General features: G+C 64.3%; 9 protein-coding genes. 7 read left to right on the forward strand and 2 right to left on the reverse strand.

Annotated features, from left to right (window positions below):
* Positions 1 to 39 precede the first annotated feature (39 nt).
* Both ACK6AU_RS12890 and ACK6AU_RS12895 read right to left on the reverse strand, forming a co-directional pair.
* A complete protein-coding gene (locus ACK6AU_RS12890; protein ID WP_260497957.1) occupies positions 40 to 1,566 on the reverse strand; it encodes an NAD(P)/FAD-dependent oxidoreductase in 1,527 nt (508 codons plus the stop codon).
* Between the two features lie 29 nt (positions 1,567 to 1,595).
* Positions 1,596 to 2,591, reverse strand: a complete 996-nt coding sequence (locus ACK6AU_RS12895; RefSeq protein WP_409299537.1) for a LysR substrate-binding domain-containing protein — start codon at positions 2,589 to 2,591, stop codon at positions 1,596 to 1,598.
* Positions 2,592 to 3,077: 486 nt separating this feature from the next.
* Between ACK6AU_RS12895 and ACK6AU_RS12900 the strand changes: the two genes are divergently transcribed.
* Genes ACK6AU_RS12900 through pltF form a run of 7 tightly spaced genes read left to right on the forward strand, consistent with a single transcriptional unit; the run spans position 3,078 to position 21,824 of the window.
* The gene (locus ACK6AU_RS12900) at positions 3,078 to 3,344 is read left to right on the forward strand and encodes a phosphopantetheine-binding protein (RefSeq protein ID WP_185698721.1); all 267 of its coding nucleotides are present in this window, start codon (positions 3,078 to 3,080) and stop codon (positions 3,342 to 3,344) included.
* Between the two features lie 13 nt (positions 3,345 to 3,357).
* On the forward strand, positions 3,358 to 4,707 hold the full coding sequence (locus ACK6AU_RS12905; RefSeq protein WP_185698722.1) for an NAD(P)/FAD-dependent oxidoreductase: 1,350 nt from the start codon (positions 3,358 to 3,360) through the stop codon (positions 4,705 to 4,707).
* A gap of 36 nt (positions 4,708 to 4,743) precedes the next feature.
* A complete protein-coding gene (locus tag ACK6AU_RS12910) occupies positions 4,744 to 12,129 on the forward strand; it encodes a beta-ketoacyl synthase N-terminal-like domain-containing protein (RefSeq protein WP_409299538.1) in 7,386 nt (2,461 codons plus the stop codon).
* Between the two features lie 49 nt (positions 12,130 to 12,178).
* Complete coding sequence (locus ACK6AU_RS12915) at positions 12,179 to 17,503, forward strand: type I polyketide synthase (protein WP_409299539.1); 5,325 nt, start codon at positions 12,179 to 12,181, stop codon at positions 17,501 to 17,503.
* 49 nt (positions 17,504 to 17,552) lie between these two features.
* Complete coding sequence (locus ACK6AU_RS12920; RefSeq protein ID WP_409299540.1) at positions 17,553 to 19,187, forward strand: NAD(P)/FAD-dependent oxidoreductase; 1,635 nt, start codon at positions 17,553 to 17,555, stop codon at positions 19,185 to 19,187.
* Position 19,188: 1 nt separating this feature from the next.
* Positions 19,189 to 20,331: an L-prolyl-[peptidyl-carrier protein] dehydrogenase gene (pltE, locus tag ACK6AU_RS12925; protein WP_185698726.1), complete on the forward strand. Its 1,143-nt coding sequence runs from the start codon at positions 19,189 to 19,191 to the stop codon at positions 20,329 to 20,331.
* A complete protein-coding gene (gene pltF / locus ACK6AU_RS12930; protein WP_409299541.1) occupies positions 20,328 to 21,824 on the forward strand; it encodes an L-proline--[L-prolyl-carrier protein] ligase in 1,497 nt (498 codons plus the stop codon). The genes pltE and pltF overlap by 4 nt, the downstream gene beginning before the upstream one ends.
* The last annotated feature ends 1 nt before the right edge of the window (position 21,825 follow it).

The following is a 21,825-nucleotide window of genomic DNA, read 5'->3' on the forward strand; positions in this document are numbered from 1 at the left end:
CGCTCGATGGCAGTGGCGTCCTGGCCAGGCGGTGATTGATCAACCTGGCGTCACCGGGGCCTTGACGATGAACCGATTGGAAATCTTCGAGTAGCCAAAGGGCAGCAATTGGGGCTCGTGCTCCTTGAGCAGGTCATGCAGGGCCCGGGCTGTATCGGCGGCTGGCCATCCCTGGTCCTTGGCCTGGCGCACGACCTGGCACGATTGCGCGAACAGATGCTCGTAGGTGGGCGAATCCAGCGAGACGCAGCCCGGGAAGCGTGCAGCCTGGAGCGCCAGGTCGAACCGTGGGCCGTCGCCGTGCTGTTCCAGCTCGTCCAGCAGGCCCTTGAGGAACACGCAGCACAGGTTGGAGCCACTGAGCCAGACCCGATGCCAGACGTTCCACAGATGGAAGTCCTTGAATGCTTCGTATGAACAGGACACCAGTTGATCGTTGGTGCTCACCGCGTTCAGGCAATGCTGTTCCACCTCGATGAAATGCGCTCTTTGCCAATCGTCGTCGCGAGCGGCCTGGAGCACCTTGGGAGTCAATCGCAGGATCGACTCGAAGGTGGTGATCAGCCCCCTGGAGAACAGCGGATCGATGAAGCCCGCGGCTTGCGGGAGCAGGCAGAAGCGATCGCCGACGCACTGCGTGCTGCGATAGTTGATACGCGGCGCATAGATCCACTCCCGGGCGTTGACCGCGTCCTTGAAGTGCTCGGCGATGGCCGGATACTTTTTCAGCAGCTTGCGGAATTCGACCTCGGGAGACTCCGTGGGACGATACTTGGCGTGGTTGAACTGGAACCCGACGCTGCATAGCAGGTTGGTGCCCTGGGGGTGATTGTTGAAGGGAATGACCCACAGCCAGCCTTCTTCGAAGATGTGGTGCAGGGTGCTCTGGAACAGCTGGATGGGCGAGCGGCTGCGCGACAAAGGGGCCAGGGCGTCTTCGTAGCTCTTCACGTTGAGCATGTGGGTGAAGAACGAGCAGGTATCGGTCTCCAGGCCCTCGGTGGTGCGTACGCCCAGTTGGCGGGCGAGCGGGGCGCCCTGGGCAGCGGCATCGATGATGAATGACGCTTGCACGACCTGGTCGGCAGGCAACTTGACCTGTACCGCGCTGGCACCCAGTTCGATGCCCTCGATCCGGATGTTCTGCCTCAGCTCGGCACCGTACTTCAGGGCGATCAGCAGCGCGAAGGCATCGACGTCCTGGCGGAACAGGTGTGCTTCCGGGGCATCCAGCGAGGGCGCGACGAGGTGCTCGGGGGAAGAAGGCGTGCCCTCTTGGTGCCAGGCGAAGCTGAACCCCAGCTTGAGCCCACAGGCGCTCGACCCAACGTGCTGGATGATCTTGTCCGGGCTCGAAAGGTACTCGATTTCCGGTATGCCGAAGCGCTGTGAGAGCAAGCGCAGCAGCAAGCCGCTTTCCGGCGTCATGGCTTCGCCGATGGAAAACCTGGGGTGCTGGGCTGCATCCAGCACCAGCACCTTCAAGCCGGATTTCGCCAGGACAGCCGCCGTCAGGGCGCCGCTGATCCCGCTTCCGATGATAATCACGTCGTACTTGTTCATCATGCTCGGCTCTTGTTCTGCAGGGTGGAGGTTCAGGACAACGCGGCCTGTATCGCGCTGTCGAAGGGCAGGGGCGGCATGGCCAGGGGCGCCGTCTTGGTAAAAGGCAGGTCCCAGTACGGCGGGCTGCCGATCGAACGTTTCAGTTCGTTGATGAACAGGCTGGTCTTGGCCGGGACCACGCTGCCGCGGGCTCTCAGGGCATAGATCGCGCCATGCTGGGGAGCGCTCACGCTGTATTCATCGAGAAAGGAAACCAGTTGGCCACCGGCAATCTGTTCATGCACCAGCCAGGTTGGCGCATGAATGATGCCGATGCCCTGGAGGGCACCATCGACCAGCAACTCCGCGCTATTGACCGATAGCCGGCTATCGGGGGTGAGCTTCCTGAGCACTCCGCCGACCTTGAACTGCCAGCTGAGGGACAGATTGCTGCAACTGCTGTGGATCAGGCAGGCATGTTTGTACAAGTCGTCCAGGGTTTGCGGGCAACCGTGCTGCCTGATGTATTCGGGGCTTGCGCACAGCACGCGGCGCATGTCCGCGAGCCTCGAAGGGATCAGGTCGCTGTCCGGCAAGATGCCGAGCTTTATGCACACGTCGACATTGTCGGTCCTCGGATCGGCCACTTTGTCGTCGAGGGAGAAGTCGATCTTCAAACCCGGATGATGATTCAGGATCCGACTCAGCAAGGGGGCGACATGGCGTCTACCGAAGGCGACTGGAGCGGAAACCTTGAGTACGCCCATCGTCGAAGCCGTATGCTCTTTTACTTCGGCCCTGGCATGTACGATGCTCCTGGAGATGTTTTTTGCATGTTCAAGGAAGATCAGCCCTATATCAGTCAGTATCAAGCTCTTCGTTGAACGGTTGAACAGGCAGGTCTCCAGCTCTTTTTCCAGACTGTTTATTCTACGCATGACCGAGGAAGGGGGGATTCCAAGTAACCTGCCAGTCTCGGAGAAGCTACCCGTTTTGGTCACGGATATATAAAGGTCTATGTCATTGACAACGCCTAGCGCCTTCATTTCTAAATCCTTTTAGAACCTGTAGTGTCTTATTTTTGTAAGGACGGTTTACAGATAAATCATGTCCTCCTCCTTAGTAAGGCCAGCCTTTTTTTTTGTCAAGTCGCGCGGATTGTCGTTTTTATTGCGCTTGATGAAAATCAATACATAAGGTTTCAAAGCGGTACTGATGTTCCAGAACGAATCGTTGCTGCCCTTAAAGTACAGGGTGAGATTGCGCTATCCCGGAGAAATGAGCCTAGTGGCTAATTGCAATAGATGGCCGATCTATGCTTGGGCGGCCCTTCGGGCCAATGCCTGGCGGGATTTTTCTGTCATTTCGGTGAGAAGTCGTTAGTTGTCATCCCAGTTGCCTCCACAAGGCTTCTCACCTTTGCGAATGTGCAAAGGCGCTTTGCAAAACAGACTATTCACAAGTGCATTCTTATTGTTGATCTTGTACGGGTTTTTCCAACCCACGAGTGTCGACTTCAGGAGTGTACGTCTATGGACGGAGCGGAAATAAAGGAACGAATTCGTCGTTACATCATGGAGGACTTGATCGGACCAAGTGCGAAAGATGACGAACTGGATGACCAGACTCCACTACTTGAGTGGGGCATTCTCAACTCAATGAATATCGTCAAGCTGATGGTCTACATCAGGGATGAAATGGGTGTTTCGATTCCAAGTACGCACATTACCGGCAAGTACTTCAAAGATCTGAATGCAATATCCAGAACAGTCGAACAATTAAAGGCCGAGTGCGCATAACAGGGAGTGTGCAATGAACGATCATGATTATGACGTAGTAATTATCGGGGGCGGGCCAGCCGGTTCGACGATGGCCTCCTACTTGGCCAAGGAAGGGGTCAAGTGCGCGGTGTTCGAGAAGGACCTGTTCGAGCGCGAGCATGTCGGCGAGTCGCTGGTTCCTGCCACCACTCCGGTATTGCTGGACATCGGCGTGATGGAGAAGATCGAGAAGGCCAACTTTCCGAAGAAGTTCGGGGCGGCTTGGACTTCGGCCGACTCGGGCCCTGAAGACAAGATGGGCTTCCAGGGGTTGGACCATGATTTCCGTTCAGCGGAAATCCTGTTCAACGAACGCAAGCAGGAAGGCGTCGACCGCGATTTCACCTACCACGTCGATCGCGGCAAGTTCGACCGCATCCTGCTGGAGCATGCCGGTTCGCTGGGGGCCAAGGTGTTCCAGGGAGTGGAAGTCGCCGACGTCGAGTTCATCAGTCCAGGCAATGTCATCGTCAACGCGAAGCTGGGCAAGCGCAGTGTCGAGATCAAGGCGAAGATGGTAGTCGACGCCAGTGGTCGTAACGTATTGCTGGGCCGGCGCCTGGGCCTGCGGGAAAAAGACCCGGTGTTCAACCAGTTCGCCATCCATTCCTGGTTCGATAATTTCGACCGCAGGTCGGCGACCCAGAATCCGGAGAAGGTCGACTACATCTTCATTCACTTCCTGCCACTGACCAATACCTGGGTCTGGCAGATTCCGATCACCGAGACCATCACCAGCGTCGGTGTGGTCACGCAAAAGCAGAACTACACCAACTCCAATCTTTCGTACGAGGAATTCTTCTGGGAAGCGGTCAAGACCCGGGAAAACCTCCATGACGCTCTCAAGGCGTCGGAGCAGTTGCGCCCATTCAAGAAAGAGGCGGACTACAGCTACGGCATGAAGGAAGTGTGTGGCGACAGCTTCGTCCTGATCGGCGATGCCGCGCGGTTCGTCGATCCGATCTTCTCCAGTGGTGTCAGCGTGGCCTTGAACAGTGCGCGTATCGCCAGCGGCGACATCATCGAGGCGGTGAGGAACAACGACTTCCAGAAATCCAGCTTCACCCGCTACGAAGGCATGATCAGGAATGGCATCAAGAACTGGTACGAGTTCATCACTCTTTACTACCGCTTGAACATCCTGTTCACCGCGTTCGTCCAGGACCCACGCTATCGCCTGGATATCCTCCAGTTGCTCCAGGGTGACGTCTACAGCGGCAAACGCCTGGAAGTGCTGGACAAGATGCGCGAGATCATCGCCGCTGTCGAAAGCGATCCGGACCACCTCTGGCACAAGTACCTGGGCGACATGCAGGTCCCCACCGCCAAGCCTGCTTTCTAGGAAACGACACATACCCCAGTCGAAGGAGATGACTGAATGGATGCCCGTGCGCCCATGGATTTTGAACCCATTGCCATCATCGGTAGTGGTTGCCGCTTCGCCAAAGGCGCAACGACTCCCGAAGCATTCTGGCAACTCCTTCGTACTGGGACCGATTTCATCGGACCGGTACCCACTCAGCGCTGGGACTCGGAGGCAATCTACGACGAGTCCGCCGCGCAAACCGGTACGACCTACTGCAAGGTCGGGGCGTTCTTGCAACATGTCGATCGCTTCGACGCCCATTACTTCGGCATCTCGGCCTCCGAGGCCAGGGAAATGGACCCCCAGCAGCGCCTGTTGCTGGAAGTCGCCTGCGAAGGCGTAGCGCGTGCCGGCATGACTCGCGAACAGCTCAAGGGCAGCCGCACCGCGGTATATGTGGGGATGCTGGGCATGGACTACCTGGCACTGCATTCACGCGAGGCCGGGGTCGGGCAGATCGATCCCTACTATGCCGCCGGCAAGGAGTTCAGCTTCGCCGCCGGGCGTATCGCCTATCACCTGGGGGTGCATGGCCCGGCCATGACCGTGACCACGGCCTGCTCTTCGTCCTTGGTCGCCATGCACTTGGCCTGTCGTGCCTTGCAAGCCGGTGAAGCGGACCTGGCCCTGGCGGGCGGGGTGAACCTGATGCTGGCCCCGGACCTGACGATCTACATGAGCCAGATCCGGGCGATTTCCCCCAGCGGGCGGTGCCGGGTGTTCGATGCCGCCGCCGACGGCATCGTCCGAGGCGAAGGTTGTGGAGTCGTGGTGCTCAAGCGCCTGGCGGATGCCATGCGCGATGGCGATCCGATCCAGGCGGTGATCAGGGGCTCGGCCATCAACCAGGATGGCGCCAGCGCTGGCCAGACCGTACCCAATGCCAACGCCCAGGCCGCGGTGATCGCCGAGGCGTTGCAGGTCGCCGGGTTGTCGGTGGACGACATCGACTACATCGAGGCCCATGGCACCGGCACGCCCCTGGGTGATCCCATCGAGTTGTCTTCCCTGGCCCGGGTCTTCCAGGGCCGTGAGCGTTCGCTGATGGTCGGGTCGGTCAAGGCCAACATGGGCCACCTGGACGCGGCGGCCGGCATGGCCAGCGTGCTCAAGACCATGAAGGTCCTGGAGCATGCCGAGGTTCCCCCGCAACTGCATCTCACGCGCTTGAACGAGCTGGTGGACTGGAAGCGTTCCATGCTCTGCATCCCCACGACGCTCGAAGCTTTGCCCAAGCGCTCGCTGCTGGCCGGAGTCAGCGGTTTCGGACTCAGCGGCACCAATGTTCACATGATCCTGGAAGACGCCAGCGCCTATCGCCAGGCGCGCTCGCAACAGGTGCCCGCGGCGCGGCCTCGGCCCTGGATCCTCCCGGTGTCGGCCAAGTCCGCCCAAGGCGTGTCGGACCAGGCCAGGGCCTATGCCGGCCAGTTGCCAGAGCAGGATGACCGGCAGCTGCGAGCTTTCGTCGCCAGCGCGCTGCATCGCCGGGAACATTTTGCCTTCCGTCGTGCGGTGGTCGGTGTCGATGGTGCTCAGTTGAAGAACCAGCTTGCACAGCTGACGGTCCCCTGCGCGGCATGCGCCACGGACGAGGAAAGCGAACCAGCGGCGGTCTTCGTCTTCACCGGACAGGGCGCCCAATGGGTCGGCATGGGCCGGGACCTGTTGGAGCGTGAACCGGTGTTCCTGTCGATGATCCAGCGCTGCGACCAGGCCATGGCGCAATGGGCGCACTGGTCCATCGAGGCCGAATTACGCAGTGCGCAAAGCGCGTCCCGGTTGCACCTCACCGAGTTCGCCCAGCCGTGCATCTTCGCTATCCAGGTGGCGCTGGCCGAGTGTCTGGGCCAATGGGGCGTGAAGCCCGCGGCTGTGGTCGGGCATTCCATGGGCGAGGTGGCTGCCGCCTATTGCGCCGGAGCCCTGGACCTGGAATCGGCGGTACGGGTGATCCACTTCCGCGCCCAGGCCATGAAAGGCACCTTGGGCCGGGGCCGCATGCTGGTGGTGGGGCTGGCGGCGCAACCGCTCCAGGCGCGCTTGGCGGAGGACCGGCAGTTGGAGCTGTCGGTGGTCAATAGCCGCACCAGCTGCGTGGTGTCCGGCAGCCCCGAAGCGGTACTGGAGCTGGATCGGCAGTTGCGCGAGGAAGGCGTCTTCACTTACCTGATGCCGGCCGAATATGCCTTCCACTCCTATCAGATGGATGCCTGCCTGGAAGCCATCCGTTCGGGGTTGGACGGCCTGGAGGCTGTACCGGCATCGATCCCCTGGGTGTCCACCAGCGCCATGCCTGACGTCATGGCGCTGGCCGACGCTCAGTATTGGCTCGACAATGCCCGTGGCACCGTGCGCTTCGACCGGGCCATCGAGCACCTGGTCGACCAGGGGCACCGGTTGTTCGTCGAGCTCGGCCCGCACATGGTGTTGGCGGCCTCGATCAACCAGGCCTTGGCCGACCGCGGTGTCGAGGGGCTGGTCTGCGGGGCCCTGCACAAGCAGGGCGACGCCGCCACCGAGTTGGCCACAATCCTCGCTCGACTGTACGAGCAGGGCGTGAAGCTCGACTGGCAAGCCTATCAGCCCAAGGAACAGGCCATCGACCTGCCGGCTTATCCCTGGCAGCACGAGCGTTTCTGGTTCACCCCCGCGCCGGTGGCGCCCCTGGTCGAGCCATTGGCGGACCTGCGGGCGCAAGTGGTGGTCTATGACGCCCAGGGCAATATCCGTGCCCAGGCCCGCGATGTGCCGCTGAGCCAGCCCGGGCAGCCGGAACCTGCCTTGCAGGTGGCGATGCCGGTTGCGGTACGGGAGCCGGCGAGGACCGCCCTGGCCATCGACGTGCCCGGCCAGATCAAGGCCTTGCTGAGCGAAATCATCGGTGCGGCATGTGTCGACCCGGACCCTGATCGCGGTTTCTTCGAGCTGGGCCTGGACTCCATTTCCCTGGTCGAATTCAAGCGCAAGCTGGAGCAGCGCCTTGGCCTCAAGCTCTCGGCGACCGTGGGTTTCGACCATCCCACGCTCAACCGGTTGAGCCACTATCTGCAAGGGTTGTTGTCCAGCCAAGCGCAAGCCACGCCGGCGGGCACTGAGGGCGAGCCTGGAAACTCAGCCGCGAGTGATTGCCCGGCGCAGATCGCCGTGGTGGCCATGGCCTGTCGGTTTCCCCAGGCCGACAGCCCCGAGGCGCTTTGGCAACTGCTGCTCGAACAGACCCCGACCGTGGTGCCAGTACCCCAGCAACGGTTGATCGGTGCGGCGGCCAGCGATGGCTTCCCGCGCTTTGCCAGCCTGATCGAGTGCCCTGAGGGGTTCGACGAAGATTTCTTCCGGATTTCCCCCAAGGAGGCCCGTAGCATGGATCCGCAGCAGCGCCTGCTGCTGATGGTGGCCTGGGAAGCCTTGGAGCGGGCCGGCCTGAGCCAGGAAAAACTGCTCGACCAGCGGGTCGGAGTGTTTGTCGGAGCCAACTCCCATGACTACGAAGCCAGGGTCCTGAACTGCCCCGAAGGCGTGGATGCCAACTACGGCACCGGCAGTTCGTTTTCCGCCATGTGCGGGCGCCTCTCGCATTTTCTCGGCGTGCGCGGGCCGAGCCTGACCGTCGATACCGCCTGTTCGTCATCGCTTGCCGCCATCCACCTGGCCTGTAACAGCCTGCGCAGCGCAGAGTGCGATGTGGCCATCGTTGGCGGGGTGAACGTCATTGCCTCGGCGTCGATCTTCCAGTCCATGGGCCAGGCCGGTGCACTGGCGGCGGACGGTATCAGCAAGACTTTCGATGACCGTGCCGATGGTTATGGCCGGGGAGAAGGTTGCGGCGTGGTCATTCTCAAGCGCCAGGCCAACGCCGAACAGGATCGGGACCCCATCGTCGCCACCATCCTCGGCTCGGCGATCAACCATGACGGTGCCTGTGCCGGCCTGACGGTTCCCAACGGACCGGCGCAGGAGGCGCTGGTCAGGGACGCACTGGCCCGTTCGGGGGTGCGGGCCGAGCAAGTCGGCTACGTGGAGGCCCATGGTACCGGCACCGTGCTCGGCGACCCCATCGAACTCAATGCCTTGCATAACGCCTATCGCCAGGGGTGCGCCGAGGGCACGCCGGCGCTGACCGTCGCCTCGGTCAAGGCCAATATCGGCCACCTGGAGGCAGCCGCCGGCATCGCCTCGCTGATCAAGGCCTGCCTGGTGGCGCAGCGGGGCCTGGTGCCGCCGCAGCCCCATCTGCATACCGCCAATACCCGAGTGGCGTGGGAACAGATGAACCTCAAGCTGCCGCGCCAGGCCGTGGCCTGGCCGGAACCGGCCGAAGCGCGCATTGCCGGGGTCAGTGCCTTCGGCTTTACCGGCACCAACGTGCATGTCCTGCTCAAGGGCCACCGGCCGCTACCGGTCGCGCCCCTGTCGGACGGCGCCGAACCTGTGGCCTTGTGCCTATCCGCGGCCACGCCGGCGGCCTTGTCGGCCCTGGCCGGTCGTTACCTGGCCTTCCTGGCCGAGACCGGGCATGCCGCCCAGGAGATCTGCTCCAACGCCCTGGTGCGCCGTACCTGGTTCAAGGAACGCCTGGTGGTCCATGGGCGCAACTGCCAGGAATTGCGCGAGGCGTTGCAGGCCTGGCTCGAGGGCTCTTCAGCGATTGGCGACAAGGTCTCATGCGATGAGCCCTGGGCGCTCCTGGCCGACGCCTTCATGCGCGGGGACCGGTCGTCCTGTCCCGAGCGCTTGCCAGAGGGGCATCGGGCACTCGAGCTCCCGGGCTACCCCTGGCAGCTCAACGACTACTGGATCGAGACCGTCGCCCCGGCGTTGTCCGGCCCGTCGTCGCGAGCACTACCGGCCCATCCCTGCCTGCATTCCCTGGCACGTCCGACGGGCGACATCTGGTACTGGTCCGCGGTGCTCGATCCGCAGGGTGACTACTACGAGCCCCTCGCTGGCCGGGGCCAGGGGCTCAAGCCGTACTGGCTGCTCGATGCGCTGTTGCAGGCCATCCGCGAAACACCACGGGGCCCGCAGCAGATTCGCGACCTGCGCATTGCCCGCGTGGGCCTGGCCACCGGGCAACCTCTGATCTCGCATCTGACCCTGCATCTCCAGGCGTGCGGTGCCACGTTCGAGCTGGCCGTGCAGGGCGTCCATGACGAAATCCGCCACGTGTGCATGAGCGGAACGCTACAGGATTGCGAGATGCACCTGCCGGGCGAGTTGCAAGTGCCTGGCGAACAGCCTTTGGAGCTATCCGAAGAGGGCTTGCCCGGATTGTCGGCAAGCTCGGCGGCAGGGCCGCGACAAGCCTTGAGCCACTTCGCGGCGTCCCTGGCGCCGGAGCAACGCCAGGCGGACTTGCTGGAAAACGCGATCAAGCTCTTCGAGGGTGCCCATGCCGCGGCCCTGCTCGGGTTTGCCCGGGTCCAGGTGCTTGCCGACCTGCCATCAAGCCTGAGGGTCGTGCTGGCTCCTGGGGCGGATGGCCAGGCGGGCTGCCTGCAAGCTTTCGATTTGCAGGGCTGCCGGGTCGCTCTGTTCGAGGCTCCACTATTGGCCGAACCTGGTTCGCGGTACCTGGCCGAGATCGCCGAGGCGGCCCCCGAAGTACCGATGATCCGCCGGGAATGGCGCGACTATCCGTTGCCCGAGGCCAGCGAACCGGCTCCGGGACATTGGCTGGTACTGGCGTGTCAGGCCGAGGATGCACGCCCGCTGGAAGCGGCCTGCCAGGCAGGGCATTGCCCGGTCGAGGTCATCGCCTTGCAGGACGACACACAGCCGTTACCGCAGCGGCTTGCCCAGGTGTTGCGCCGGGTCGGCGCGGACGCTGGCTGTCGTGGGCTGGTAGTGCTCGGCACCACCGGTACCGGGGTGGGGCAAGGTGGCCTGTCGCCGGCGCTGCTGGCCGGCACCGACTTCATGCAGGCCCTGGCCGCCGCGACGGCGAGCAGCGCCAAGCCCGCCAAGCCGATCTGGTTTGCCGTGGCCGGCAGCCAGGCCAGTGAACCGGTAGCGGCCGTGATCCACGCCGCATGGCAAGGTGCGGCGCATATCTTCGCCATGGAACATCCGGCCTGGTGGGGTGGCCTGGTCAGCCTCGATGGACGCGACAGCAGAAGCTACGCCAGCCTTTGCCAGCTGCTGCGGGGACAACCCAGCCATGACCACCTGGCGATCGAGGGTGTTCGGGTCCGGGCCCAGTACCTGGTGGAGGAGCCAGCCGCTGGTGTATGGCCGCTGGACCTGCCACCGCTGGCCGGAACGGTACTGATCCACGCTTGCCCCGGCAGCGACCTGGAACCGGTGTTGCTGGCGCTCGCCCGGCGCGGCGCCCAGCGCGCGTTGCTGCTCAGCCAGGCCCCGGACCAAGTGCGCAGGCCGCAACCGACGCCGCTGCCGCTGTCGACAGTCATGCTTGCGCAGGAGGGAGACTTGGCCCTGGCGCAGCTTCTTGGCTCACTGCGGGCACAGGGGCCTATCGCCGGATTCGTTCATCTCGGCACCGACTGGCGCACCGTGGCCCTGGCCCAACCGGAGTTCGGTTCCCAGGCGCGGGCGCTCGCCCGCCAGCTTGAAGTCCTGCAACAGATCCACCAGGCGCTGGACGACCCTCGGGCGTTCTTCCTGATCATCGGCAGCGTCACCTCCCTGCTCGGCGGTGCGGGTTTTGCCGCCTGTGCCATCGCCGATGCCTATGCCACCTGGATCCACGATCAGCGCCGCCGCCAAGGTCTTGCTTGCCAACTGCTGCAGGTGACGCAAAGCGAGCGCGAGCTGGAGCACGACGCCAACGCCAGGGCGGCGCTGCAAGCCAGTGGGCTGCAACCGCTGAGCCAGGTTCGAATCGAGCAGGGCATCCTGCGCCTGCTCGAGGGCGGTCATGGCCCACGCGGCCTGCTCGACGTCCAGTGGCCGCAACTCAAGCGCCTGTACCAGAGCATCCTGCCTTGGCCGCTGCTGGAGCACGTAGGCATGCAGGACATCGAGCAAGGCCCGCGCCTGGACGCGTTCGCCGGCATGCCTCCCGCGCGCCAGCGCCGAGCGATGCAGGCGCTGGTCTGCGAAATGGTCGGGCAGGTGCTGGGCATCACCGATGGCCGGGACCTGGACGTACGCAAGGGGTTCTTCGACATGGGCATGTCCTCGGTGATGTCGCTGGATCTGCGCGCCAGGCTCAACCGAGCACTGGGCATCGACCTGCCGTCCACCTTCGGCTTCGAGTACACCTGCATCGAGCAGGTGACGAATTACCTGGTGGACCAGCTCCTGGAGCCCGCACCGGTTGTCGCTGCCGAGCCCGGCGCGCAGGCAGCGCAACAGCAGGACCTGAATCAACTGTCCCGGGCCGAGCTGATTGGCGCACTCGAGGATGAGTTGCGGGAACTGGCCAACTACTAGCCCGGCAGTTGCGCGCCAACTGCCAGAGAATCATCGATCGAGGCCTTTTATGGATAACGATATCCGCGATGTAAGCAAGGACCAGCTGCAAGAGAGCCTTGCTCAGGCGATCACCACCATCCGTGCGCTCAAGGACAAGGTCGCCGGCAAGTCCCAGGCATCCGGCGAGCCCATCGCCATCGTCGGCCTGGGTTGCCGGCTGCCGGGCAACGCCGATAACCCCAGGCGCTTGTGGAACCTGTTGAAGAACGCCACCGATGCGGTGGGCGACATGCCCAGCGACCGACTCTACGGTACCGACTACTACGATCCCGATCCGCAGGCGCCCGGCAAGGCCTATGTCATGCGCGGTGGGTTCATCGACGCGGTGGACCAGTTCGACCCGACTTTCTTCGGCATCTCGCCAAAGGAGGCGCAAGGGATGGACCCGCAACAGCGGCTGGCCCTGGAGGTGGCCTGGGAGGCCCTGGAACATGCCGCTATCGCCCCTGACAGCCTGCACGACAAGAAGCTGGGAGTGTTCATGGGCGTCAGCACCAATGACTACGTGCGCCTGCGCCAGCAACTGGGCGTGGCCGAGGACGTCAATGCCTACCAGTTCTATGGCGAGACCAGTTTCGTCGCCGGGCGCATCGCCTACACCCTGGGCTCGAGGGGGCCGGCGGTAGTGCTCGACACTTCGTGTTCTTCGTCCCTGGTGGCCCTGCACCAGGCCTGCAACAGCCTGCGCAATCGCGAGAGCGACGTGGCGCTGGCCGGTGGGGTCAACCTGATCCTGTCGCCCTACGGTTTCATCCTGGTCAGCAAGCTGCGCGCGGTAGCGCCCGATGGGCGCTGCAAGACCTTCGATGCCGCGGCCGATGGCTATGGGCGTGCTGAAGGCTGCGTGATCCTCGCCCTCAAGCGCCTGGGCGATGCGGTGCGCGACCAGGATCCGATCATGGCGGTGATCGAGGGCAGCGCGGTCAACAACGACGGGGCCAGCAGTGGGATCACGGTGCCCAATATCCATGCCCAGGAGGAAGTCATCCGCCTGGCGTTGGGCCAGGCCGGGCTCCAAGGCCCGGAGGTGGACTATGTCGAGGCCCACGGCACCGGCACGGCCCTGGGCGATCCGATCGAACTGCGGGCACTGCATGCCGCGCTGGGTCAGCAGCGTGATAGCGCGGCACCGCTGCTGGTCGGTTCGATCAAGGCCAACATGGGGCACCTGGAGCCAGTCGCCGGGGTCACCGGGCTGGCGAAGATCCTCTTGTGCATGCAGCAGGAAACCCTGGTGCCGCAAGTGCACTTCCATAATCCCAACCCTCGGGTGGAGTGGGATCGCCTGGCCCTGAAGGTGGTCACCGAGGCCACGGCCTGGCCGCGCCAGGGCAAGGCGCGGCACGCCGGGGTCAGTTCGTTCGGTGTCACCGGGACCAACGCCCATGTGGTGGTGGGGGACCCGCCGCCCAGGACGCGCGCCGCGGGACGTGGCAGCCCCTGGCAGCTGTTGACTATCTCGGCCAAGGGCGAAACTCCGCGACGCCAGGTTGCCGGGCGCTACGAGCGTTTCATCGCCGAGCATGACGAACTCGAATTGCGCGACCTGTGCTACACGGCGAACCTGGGCCGCGCGCATTTCGGCCATCGCTTCGCCGCCGTTGCCGATAGCCGCGAAGGGCTGCGCGAGCAGCTGGCGGCTTATGCATCGCGCAAGATCATCGGCAACGTCTTCGACGGACGCTGCCAAGGGGCCGGCGAGGGGCTGGTCATGCTGTTTCCCGGCCAGGGTTGCCAGTACCGCGGCATGGCCCGGGACCTGTACGAGCACGAACCGTTCTTCAAGGCACGGATCGACGAGTGCCGGGCCTTGCTCGGCCCGATGATGGAGGTGGATCTGCTCACCCTGGTGCTGGACGATTCGGCCGCCAGCGAAGGCTACCTGGAGCAGACCCGGTACGCACAGCCAGCCATATTCGCCGTCGAGTACGCCCTGGCTCGCCTGTGGATGCACTGGGGAATCGCCCCGGATGCGGTGTTCGGGCACAGCTTTGGTGAAATCAGCGCCATTTGCGTGGCTGGGGCGATTTCCCTCGCCGATGCCTTGCGCATGGTCGAGGCGCGTGGTCGCCTGGCGCAGCAACTGATGACCGCGGGTGGGGCGATGTGCGCCCTGGGCATGGGCGAAGAGCAGTTGGCCGCAGTGCTCCGGGAGTCGCCGGGAACCAGCGTCGAGCTGGCCGCGGTCAACAGCCCGCAGGACGTGGTGGTAGCGGGGCCGCAGGCCGAGGTCCGGGCCCTGGCCGAGCGCCTGCGCACCGGTGGTTGCAAGGTGCGCGAGCTGGCCGTGTCCCATGCCTTCCACAGCGCCGCCACCGAGCCGATGCTCGAAGCATTCCGCGAGACGGTGAAGCAGCTGCGCTTCAGCGAGCCACGCATGCCCGTCATCGCCGGTGTCACGGGGCAGGTGCATACGTTGTCGAGCCTGAGTTCGCCTGACTACTGGTGCATGCATACCCGCCAGGCCGTCCGGTTCAGCGCTGGCATCACTACCTTGCGTGAAGCGCTGTCGATCGGGACTTTCCTCGAGGTGGCTGGCGATGCGGTGCTGACGCCGCTGGTCGGTCGTGACGAAGGGGCGCAGGAGATGCTGGCCATTGCCAGCATGCGTCGCACCGGCGAGCCCTCGCGGGACCTGCGTATCGCTGCGGCGCAGCTCTATGTCGCCGGCTACGATCTGGACTGGGCGCGACTGCACGAACACGACGGCGCGTTGCGCCAACCCCTGCCCAGCTATGCGTTCCAGCGCCAGCGCTACTGGTTCGACGTGGCCCAGGGCGCATCGGCCGGCGGCTCGTCGGCCCAGCCCGGTTCTTCGGGCTTGCTGGGGCACCCGGTCAAGGCACCGACCCCGGCGTTCGAGGCGACCCTGGACAGTGCCCGGCTGCAGGCGCTGGGCGCGCAGTGCCGCGAGGACCTGGTGGTGCTGCGGCCCACTCGGTTGCTGGCGCTTCTCACGGCCGAGATCATCGACCAGCTGCAATTGGAGTCCTGTGTCGTCAGCCTGGCAAGCATGCCCCGGGCCCTGGTCATGCATCCGGATGACCAACTGAACCTGTTCACCGAACTCAAGCCGCTTGCAGGCTCGGCCTGGGAAGTGCGCTGCTTTGCCTTGAGCGACGCGGCCAAAGCCGCCACTGCCGATTGGCAAGCGGTCTTGTCGCTGACCTTGGATGCGCACCCCGACGGCGCCGGGTCGTTGCCGGACGCTGCCCAGGAGCCGACGCAGGAACCGGGGTTCGTCTACCACATGCAGCTGCCGGCGGAAGCCGAATGCCAAGGCAACCGCTTGGCCCAGATCCTGGAGTACCTCGGCCAGGCGATACCGGATAACGCGGGCGCAACGGTGGCAGGTATCCGGCGCTGGACGTGCACGCGGGCCAGCATGCACCAGGTACAAAGCCTGGCCCTGGTCGCCAGCCCGGCGGATCCGCAACAGTTCGATTGCATCTTGTATGGCAGCACCGGCCAGCCCGTGGGGCGGCTGGAAGGCGTGAGCCTGGACGTCGCTGGCGACGAGCAGGCACTGCGCGACACGCTTTGCCAGCCAGATGTGCTCTACAGCCTCGACTGGCTGGAGCGTCCGCGCAAACAGGCCGAGGCGCCCCGTCCGGATCGGTTGTTCACCCTGGTCGCGAGTTCACCGGAGCTGGCCCAGCCACTGGTCGAGCAGTTGCAGTCGGCCGGGCACCGAGCGTTGGTCATGTCGCCCCAGGCACTGCTCGAAGCCAGTCGAGTCGCCCTGGCCCAGGCCCCGGGCCAGTCACCTTCGCTGGACAGCCAGGCGCTGGCCGCCGAGATCGTCGTGCTCGACGGCAAGGGCGTCGTCGATGCCCATGGCACCAGCCTGCAGGAGCTGTCGAACCTGTCGGCGCAGCTGTTCCACCCGGTGCTGGAACTGGTCCAGGCGCTGATCGCCCTGGGCGAGCGCGGCGGCCGGCTGTGGCTGGTCACCCAGGGGGCGAACGCGGTCGGCCTGGAGCCCGGCCAGGCCATGCAGGTGGCGACGGTACCCTTGTGGGGGCTTGGCAAGACCATCGCCCTGGAGCATCCCGAGCACTGGGGCGGCCTGATCGACCTGGCTCCCGACGATCATGATTGGGCCCGGGCGTTGGCTGCACAAGTCATCGATCCCGATGGGGAAGACAAGATTTGCCTGCGCCCAGGCAAGCGTTATGTCCAGCGCCTGAATCACTTCAGTGAGGCTCGCTTGCCCAGCCGCGGTTATGTGCCTTGCGCCCAGGGTAGCTACCTGATCACCGGCGGCATGGGCGGGATCGGCCTGGCCATGGCCCAGTGGCTGCTGGACAAGGGGGCCGCCGAGGTGGTGATCACCGGCCGGCGTCCGCTGGAGCGGGTGGGCGCCGAGTTGGCGCGATTCGGTGCGCAGGCTTCGCAGGTTCGCTACGTGCAGGCCGATATCACCTCGCGCCAGGACATGCTCGGGGTATTCGCCGGGTGCGCAGCGCCAGGCCTGAAGCTCAAGGGCATCTTCCATGCGGCGGGTATCTCCATTCCCCAGGACCTCGGGGATATCGACAGCGAGAGCTTCGACCAGGTCATGCGGCCGAAGGTCCAGGGCACCTGGTTGCTGCATGAACTCTCCCTGGGCCAGGACCTGGACTTCTTCGTCATGTGCTCGACGATCGCCAGCGTCTGGGGCTCGCAACACGTGGCCAGTTATGCCGCCGCCAACCAGTTCCTCGATGGCCTGGCGTGGCATCGCCGCAGCCAGGGCCTGCAGGCGCTGGTGATCGACTGGGGGCTGTGGGCCGGAGGCAGCCACCTGTTCGACGAGCAGGTCCTGAACTTCCTCACCAGTGTCGGCCTGAAGCAGATCGTGCCGGCGCAGAACATCGGCCTGCTGTCGCGGATCCTGGCCAGCGGCATGACCCAGCTGGTGGTGTCGGGGGTCGATTGGAATCGCTTCAAGCCGTTGCTGGAGTCTCGCGGCCCGCAGCCCCTGCTGGAGTACATCCGCAGCCAGGCGCCGGTCGCCAGGGCCACCGAAAGCACCGGTGGCGACATTCTGGAGCGGCTCTCGGCCAGCGACGAGGCCGGGGTGCTGGCCTTGCTCGATGACTATGTCTGGGAGCAGTACGCCCAACTGCTCGGGGTCAAGACCGAGCAGGTGCGGGCCAAGCTCGAAGACGGCGGCAGCCTGATGGACTACGGCCTGGATTCGTTGCTGGTCATGGACATGGTGGCCCGTTGTCGCCGCGATCTGAAGCTGGAGATCAAGGCTCGTGAGTTTCTCGAATGCCCGGGCCTGATGTGGCCGGATTTCCTGGCCCGCTCCATAAGGGAACAGGGCTGCCTGGCCGAGGCCTGACGGGCCTGTGGCACCGATACCTGAAGAATGATCTGCCATTGAGGTGGTTATGAATGATGCGCTGTTTGGCCAGGTGCCAAACCATTACGACGTTCTTTTGGCTGGCAACAGTATCAGCGTGACGATGCTCGCTGCCTGCCTGGCCAGGAACGATGTCCGTGTCGGCTTGCTGCGCAACCGGCACCTGCCGCCGGACCTGACGGGCGAGGCGACGATTCCCTATACGTCGATGATTTTCGAGTTGATCGCCGACCGCTATTCGGTGCCGGAGATAAAGGATATTGCCCGTACCCGCGATATCCACCAGAAGGTCATGCCGTCTTCCGGGGTCAAGAAGAACCTCGGGTTCATCTACCACCAGCCGGGCCGGGCGGTGGACATGGGCCAGGCGCTGCAATTCAACGTGCCTTCCGAACATGGTGAGAACCACCTGTTCCGGCCCGATATCGATGCCTACCTGCTGGCTGCGGCGGTGCGTTATGGCGTGCAGCTGGTGGAGGTGGAGGATGCCCCGCGGGTCGTGCTCGACGACCGCGGAGCCAGGGTCGCGGTGGCGCAGGGAGGGTGGGTCAGCGCCGATTTCATCGTCGACGGCAGCCCGGCCGGGCAGATGGTCGCCCGCCACGCCGGCTTGCCCTCGGAGGCCTGCACCTTGCAGGCCCGGACCCGGGGATTTTCCACCCATATGCTCGGGGTGGTGCCGTTCGATGCCTGCGTCGAAGACGATTTCCCCGGCCAGTGGCATGACGGCACGCTGCACCATGTGCTCGAGGAAGGCTGGGTCGGCGTCATTCCCTTCGACAACCACGCGCATTCGCGCAACCCGCTGGTCAGCGTGCTGGTGTCGGTACGCGAGGATGCTTGCCAGGGCGCTGACGGCGACCAGGTGCTGGCTGGGCTGGTCGACAAGTATCCCGGGTTGGCCAAGCACCTGGGCGGTGCCCGGCGAGTACGGGAATGGACGGTTCGCGAGCCGCTGCGCGAAGTGTGCCCTTCGGCGCTCGAACGCCGCTGCCTGATGTTCGACGAAGGCGCGGCGACCAACGACCTGCTGTTCTCGCGCAAGCTTTCCAATGGCGCGGAACTGGTGCTGGGCCTGGCCCATCGCTTGATCGATGCGGTACGCAGCGGGGATTACCGCAGCCGGGCGCTGCGCGAGTTCATTGTCACCCAGGACAGCATCATCAAGCTGAGCGATCGGATAGCTGCAGGCGCCTATGTCGCGTTTCGCGACCCCGAGCTATGGAACGCCTTCGCCCGGGTCTGGCTGCTGCAGTCGATCGCCGCCACCATCACCGCGCGCAAGGTCAACGATGCTTTCGCCAAGTCCCTGGACCCACAGGCTTTCGAGGAGATCGACCGACTGGCCGAGGATGGTTTCTGGATGCCGCTGTACCAGGGGTACAAGGATATTCTCAACACTACGCTGGACCTTTGTGATGACGTCCAAGGCACCCAGGTTTCTGCGGCGCACGCTGCAAGCCGCATTTTTGCGGAGTTGGCCAAGGCCAGTTTTGTTCCGCCTATTTTTGATTTTGCTAATCCTCACGCTCGTGTCTATCAACTGACCACCCTGCGAAAGCTCAAGGCGCTCTGGTGGGGCCTGATGCAGGTGCCTTCGGAGGTCGGCCGGCTGATCTTCTATCGATCCTTCAGAAAACCTTCCATGCGCAAGGAGAGTTGAAATGGACTTCAACTATGATGTCGCCCAGAAAAAACACGTCGCCATGATTGCCGAGCTGTGTGCCGGCCCGCTGGCCGAGAGTCGCAACCCGCATTCGAGCTACTTCACCGCACAGCAGTGGGCGGCCTGCGGCGAGGCGGGCTTGCTGGGCTTGTCGATTCCCCAGGAGTACGGCGGACAGGGCCTGGGGGCGCTGTCGACGGCCATCGCGATGCATGCCTTCGGCCTGGGCTGCACCGACATGGGGTTGGTCTTCGCGGCTGCGGCGCACCAGTTCGCCTGCGCCATGCCCATCGCCGAGTTCGCCTCGACGCAGGTCAAGCGCGAGGTCCTGCCCAAGCTGGCCAGTGGCGAGTTCATCGGTTCCAACGCGATCACCGAACCCGAAGCGGGCTCGGACTCCAGCAACCTCAAGACCCGGGCCTGGCCCCAGGCAGACGGCAGCTACCGGCTCAGCGGCCACAAGAGCTTCGCCGGCAATGCGCCGATCGCCGACATCTTCGTCACCTATGCCACCAGTAACCCCGAGTACGGCGCCCTGGGCGTCAGCGGGTTCGTGGTGCAACGCAATACCGCAGGCATCAGGGTCAGCGATCCATTGGCCAAGGTGTGCCTCAAGAGTTGCCCGGCCGGCGAAGTGTTCTTCGACGATTGCCAGGTTCCCGAAGCCAATCGCCTGGGGGAAGAGGGGCAGGGCCGGCAGGTGTTCCAGAGTTCGATGGGCTGGGAGCGTGCCTGCCTGTTCGCGGGATTCCTGGGAATGATGGAACGGCAGTTGGAGCAGGTCATCGAGCACGCCCGGACCCGGCGCCAGTTCGGCAAGGCCATCGGCGACAACCAGGCGGTCTCGCACCGCATCGCGCAGATGAAGCTGCGCCTGGAGTCGGCCCGGTTGCTGCTGTTCCGGGCGTGCTGGGGCATGGACCAGGGCGATCCGGGGCAACTGAACATCGCCTTGTCGAAGCTGGCGATCAGCGAGGGGGCGCTGGCTTCGAGCATCGATGCGATCAGGATCTTCGGCGGCAGGGGCTGCCTGGAGTCCTTCGGTATCGAGTCGATGCTGCGTGATTCCGTCGGCACCACGATTTTCTCCGGCACCACCGACATGCAACACGAGATCATCGCCCGGGAGTTGAAGCTATGAGGCTGCTACATGAACGGGTGATGCATAGCGCTGCGCGTTATCCGCAGCACTTGGCCGTGGTGGACGAAAACCAGGGACTGAGCTACGAAGCGCTGGAGGCGAGGACCCGGGAATTCGTCGCCATGTTCTGTGCCCTGGGGGTGCGCCAGGGCCAGCGGGTCGTGCTGTGGGCACACAAGTCGGTCGACCTGGTGGCGGTGATGCAGGCCGCCTTGCGCTTGGGCGTGGTGTACGTGCCGGTCGATCCGATGAGCCCGGTGGCGCGTCTGCAAAAGATCGTCCATGACTCCCAGGCGGTGCTGCTCATCTGCACCGGTGCGCGCCTGGAGGAACTCGTCGCTTCCGAACTGCAGCAGGTGCGCTGCGTAGTGCTGGACGATGCGGCCGACGCGCGCCACTGGCGCAATATCGAGGCCGGTTCCTGTGTGGTGCCGTCACTCGAGATCCAGCCCGATGACCTGGCCTACATCCTCTATACCTCCGGCTCCACCGGCGTGCCCAAGGGGGTTTCCCTCAGCCATCGCAACGCCCTGGCATTCGTCGACTGGGCGTGCGCCAGCTACGGCTTCGAGGCGGGCGATCGCTTCGCCAACCATGCGCCGTTTCACTTCGACCTCTCGGTCCTGGATCTTTATGGCGCGCTCAATAGCGGCGGGACGGTCTACCTGGTGCCCGAGTCCAGCGCCTACTCTGCGCGATTGCTGACCGAGTTCGTCAGGCTCCACGAGATCACGGTGTGGTATTCGGTGCCTTCGGTGCTCATGCTGATGATGCAGGACGGCGACCTCCTGAGCGATCTGCAAGGCACCTTGCGGGTCGTGCTGTTCGCCGGCGAGCCTTTCCCGATCAAGCACCTGCGCGAACTGCGTGGCGCCTATCCCGATGTGCGCCTGGCCAATCTGTTCGGTCCCACGGAAACCAACGTGTGCACCGCGTTCGAGGTGACTGCCATCGATCCCCAGCGCCTGTTGCCGGTGCCCATCGGCACTGCGGCGTCCGGCAACCGCATCTGGGCGCAGAAAGACGATGGCAGCCCCTGCGCCGTTGGCGAAGAGGGCGAACTGATCGTCCAGGGCCCCACGGTCATGCTGGGTTATTTCGGCAAGCCAGCGCACCAGGGGCCCTACAAGACCGGTGACATGGTCAAGCAGTTGGCGGACGGCAACTACGAATACCTGGGGCGGCGCGACGACATGCTCAAGTTGCGTGGCAACCGCATCGAGCGCGGGGAGGTGGAGGCCGCGTTGCTCGCCCATCCCCTGGTCAGCGAGGCGGCGGTGCTGGTGACCGGGGAGGGAATGACCGCCCAGTTGTGGGCGGTGCTGGTTCCCCAGGGCCAGGCTCGGCTGTCGATCATCGATCTCAAGCGCCACTGCGCCCAGCGCCTGCCGCGCTACATGATCATCGACCGACTGCTGTGCCTGGAGGCGCTACCGCGCAACGCCAACGGCAAGGTCGATCGCTTCGCCCTGGCCCGGCGAGTGGAGGGCTGAA

The sequence above is a fragment of the Pseudomonas sp. KCJK8993 genome (assembly GCF_046230915.1).
Taxonomy (GTDB): Bacteria; Pseudomonadota; Gammaproteobacteria; order Pseudomonadales; family Pseudomonadaceae; genus Aquipseudomonas; species Aquipseudomonas piscis.

Coding starts and splice junctions, on each gene's coding strand:
- ACK6AU_RS12890 (WP_260497957.1), bottom strand. CDS start 1,566: ATGATGAACAAGTACGACGTGATTATCATCGGAAGCGGGATCAGCGGC.
- ACK6AU_RS12895 (WP_409299537.1), bottom strand. CDS start 2,591: ATGAAGGCGCTAGGCGTTGTCAATGACATAGACCTTTATATATCCGTG.
- ACK6AU_RS12900 (WP_185698721.1), top strand. CDS start 3,078: ATGGACGGAGCGGAAATAAAGGAACGAATTCGTCGTTACATCATGGAG.
- ACK6AU_RS12905 (WP_185698722.1), top strand. CDS start 3,358: ATGAACGATCATGATTATGACGTAGTAATTATCGGGGGCGGGCCAGCC.
- ACK6AU_RS12910 (WP_409299538.1), top strand. CDS start 4,744: ATGGATGCCCGTGCGCCCATGGATTTTGAACCCATTGCCATCATCGGT.
- ACK6AU_RS12915 (WP_409299539.1), top strand. CDS start 12,179: ATGGATAACGATATCCGCGATGTAAGCAAGGACCAGCTGCAAGAGAGC.
- ACK6AU_RS12920 (WP_409299540.1), top strand. CDS start 17,553: ATGAATGATGCGCTGTTTGGCCAGGTGCCAAACCATTACGACGTTCTT.
- pltE (WP_185698726.1), top strand. CDS start 19,189: ATGGACTTCAACTATGATGTCGCCCAGAAAAAACACGTCGCCATGATT.
- pltF (WP_409299541.1), top strand. CDS start 20,328: ATGAGGCTGCTACATGAACGGGTGATGCATAGCGCTGCGCGTTATCCG.